3 protein-coding genes are annotated in these 3232 nt (G+C 39.7%); 2 read left to right on the forward strand and 1 reads right to left on the reverse strand.

Annotation, left to right across the window (positions count from 1 at the left end; genetic code table 11):
- Positions 1-168 precede the first annotated feature (168 nt).
- Positions 169-771, reverse strand: a complete 603-nt coding sequence (locus tag F6K57_RS40890; protein ID WP_293074730.1) for a Uma2 family endonuclease — start codon at positions 769-771, stop codon at positions 169-171.
- 349 nt (positions 772-1120) lie between these two features.
- Here F6K57_RS40890 and F6K57_RS40895 point away from each other — a divergent pair, with 349 nt between their 5' ends.
- Together F6K57_RS40895 and F6K57_RS40900 are read left to right on the forward strand one after the other, a co-directional pair.
- The gene (locus F6K57_RS40895) at positions 1121-2899 is read left to right on the forward strand and encodes a DUF262 domain-containing protein (protein WP_293074734.1); all 1779 of its coding nucleotides are present in this window, start codon (positions 1121-1123) and stop codon (positions 2897-2899) included.
- Between the two features lie 63 nt (positions 2900-2962).
- On the forward strand, positions 2963-3232 hold a 270-nt coding region (locus F6K57_RS40900), incomplete at its 3' end, for a hypothetical protein (protein WP_293074736.1).

Consider the following 3232-nt stretch of genomic DNA (forward strand, 5'->3'; position numbering starts at 1 on the left):
TCTGGGATTTAACTCAGTATTAAACGAATGCTTACCTCTTTCATTCAAAAGCTGTTCGGGTAGCGCATTAGCTGATAGCTGAATTGTCCTTAACTTGGAGCAGGAGAATAACGAATTTATCAGCATCTTCTAGTTGCTGTTAAACGTAAGATGGGTTTACCCTGGGAATCAGTTTACAATACCTTGTAATTTAAGTTTGAAACCGGGAAGCACTGCTTCTCCAGATAACTCCTTGGGATTATCTATAATCTCAGTTTTTTGTCCTGAGCGATAAATTTCAACTCGTTGATTCTGAGGGTCAATCAGCCACCCCAAGCGCAAGCCATTGTCGATGTACTCTTGCATTTTTGCCCGTAGCTCCTTCAGACTGTCAGACTTTGATCGCAACTCAATTACGAAATCAGGACAGATTTTAGGAAACGTTTGTTTTTGTTCCTCTGTCAGTGCATCCCAGCGGTCACGTGACACCCAAGAGCTATCAGGGGAACGATTGGAGCCATTGGGAAGTTCAAATCCGGTAGATGAGTCAAATGCTTCTCCTTTTTCCGGGTTTTCCTCATACCAATTTCCCAATTGCCTGGTAATACTAAGATTTCTTTTACCGGTTTCCCATCCTGTTGGTGGATTCACAATCAATTTCCCCTCAGCAGTTCTTTCTAATCTCAGGTCTCGGTTAACAGTGGCTAATTGTTCAAACTGTTGGTGACTGACTTTGAGGTCTAAAGATGGTGGAACTATTAGCTTGAGTAGGGGATATAGTTGACTTGACATAACCGTTAATCCTTGGTATTGAGATATAACGAGGGAGCAGAAGATAAAGAACTCACTTCGGGGAATTACATTGGGATTCTGGGGAGTTTATCTAAGTCGCGTTCGCCTTTGGCGTGGCCTACGGCCAATCGCTTAATGGATATGGGTTTTTAGGGAGCGGCGAGCTAAGGCCGTGAGCCACGCTTACTGGCAGAGCCAGACGCTGCGCGTTCGCGTAGCCTGGCCTACGGCCAAACGCCAACAAAAAAAATCCTAGGTTAGTAGATCCCCATTTGATGGTATTTACCCTGCCTAAGAGGGCACTCTAGATAATATAGGATATCAAGTGTTATGGAGAACTATAAATACAATGGCTGAATTGGTTTCCCAACCTACATCAATCCAATCTGTCTACACATGGTACAGCGAAAACAAGCTTTATGTAAACCGTCGGTATCAAAGAAAGTTGGTTTGGACTTTGAAAGAAAAGCAAAAACTAATCGAGTCAATTATTAAAAAATATCCCATTCCAGCAATTTTAATTGCAGAGTTAGATAATCCTCCTGAAACTTATGAGATTATCGATGGTTTGCAAAGACTGCACAGTATTATGTCGTTCATAGAAAATGGTTTTTGTACTGAAGATGATAAAAAGTATTTCGATCTTCAGTATTTTCCAACAGCGAAGAGTCGAGCAGATGAAGGATCATTCAACCCGAACACCAAAGCAAAGTCATATCTTTCTCAGAAAGAAGTTAGCGTGATATTAGACTATAATCTGGCATTTTCAGTAATGCGTAATGCCACAGAAACTGAAGTCAATGATGTTTTTGACAGAATCAATACATATGGCCGTCGTTTAAGTGATCAAGAAAGGCGTCAGGCTGGTGTACAAAATGATTTTTCTAATATGGTCAGAAAAATTGGGTCCATCCTTCGGGAAGATCAAACTGAAACTGATATTTTGACTCTGGAAGAGATGCCATCTATCAGTATTGATTTACAAAAGACGAAACAGGGCTATACTGTTCAGGCTAATAATGTATTTTGGGTGAAGCAAGGTATTCTGAACTCAACGGATTTGCGAGATAGCATGGATGAACAATGTATCGCGGATATAGCTGCGTGCATTGTAGGTAAAAGAATGATTGAGCGATCAAAAGATGCTCTTGATAAAATTTATGAACAAGGAAGCAGTGAATCAGAAAGAATTTTGGCTGCTCTTAAAGTATATGGCATTAAACGATTTACTGACGAATTTAAATACTGTGTTGATCAAATTATTAGGATTTGCAATGAACAAAAATCTGAAAAACTAAGAGATATTGTCTTTGAAAACAACAAAACTAACTCTTGTCAATCTGTTTTTGCTATTCTGATGATTGCTTTACACGAATTAATTGTTAAAGAAAGCAAAGAGATAACTGATTATTCAGGTATCAGGAAAGCAATTTCTAACCTGGCTACAAGAATAGGCACAACCCGGAGGGCTAGGAAAGCTGAAGAGCGGCGTAAGAATGTCAATCAAGTTAAGGGATTAATTGGAGGCTTTTTTATTGAAAAAGAAAATAAAACACAGATTTATGATAATCCTTCAATAATTGAGATTGAGTCTATGTTGACTAGATCAGAGATTGAGCTACCTAACTATGAACTAAAGCAGGGACTTCTTTCACTTTCTCATCAGCGAACTGTTGATAACAAGCTTATTGACAAGGTGATCAAAACAATCTGTGCGATCGCGAATAATGGTCCAGACAAAACTGGAAAGGTAATTATTGGGGTGACTGATAAAAAGGCCGATGCCGATCGAATTAAAGAACTAGATAATATAGATTGTATAGAGATTGGAAAGCGGTTTGTTGCTGGAGTCAATCGAGAAGCTAAAGTCCTAGGTATATCAGAAGAAGACTACTTTTCAAAATGGAAAAATGCGATAAAAAATTCTGATTTATCTCCATCACTTAGGGATTCAGTGCTATCAAATCTGGATTTCAATTCATTCTATGGCTTAGGTGTTATTCTTATTAAGATTTTGCCGCAGAAGGAACTCTCATATGTTGGAGACGAAGTATACTGGCGTAATGGTGATGGGACTGAACTAGCAAACAATGCCAAACAGATTGCTATGTTAGCGAAGCGCTTTTAAGACTTATATAGGCTTAGGGGCGACATGGGCTCTAAAAAGCTTACTATAGCGTTTATCATAGCTATGAGGTACACATTATTTTTTCCCTCTTCCCTCTTCCCTCTTCCCTCTTCCCTCTTCCCTCTTCATTCTTCCCTGCTCCGAAGTCCCTGCTCCGAAGTCCCTAAAAACCAGAGATTTGTACCTCATGGGTATAAGACTTGCTATAGTAAACTGGGATATTATGACTATTCTCGCTCAGCAATTAATTGGTTAGTAACTTCCATGACTGCAGGAGGCAAGGTGAATCCGCCTTCAGATTTTTCCACTAGGGATCGCTGTCTGAGGGAGGCT

Source organism: Moorena sp. SIO4A5 (genome assembly GCF_010672005.1).
Lineage (GTDB): Bacteria > Cyanobacteriota > Cyanobacteriia > Cyanobacteriales > Coleofasciculaceae > Moorena.

Bases quoted from the DNA above. Each gene is read 5' to 3' on its own strand.
- F6K57_RS40890 (WP_293074730.1), bottom strand. From the start codon at position 771: ATGTCAAGTCAACTATATCCCCTACTCAAGCTAATAGTTCCACCATCT.
- F6K57_RS40895 (WP_293074734.1), top strand. From the start codon at position 1,121: ATGGCTGAATTGGTTTCCCAACCTACATCAATCCAATCTGTCTACACA.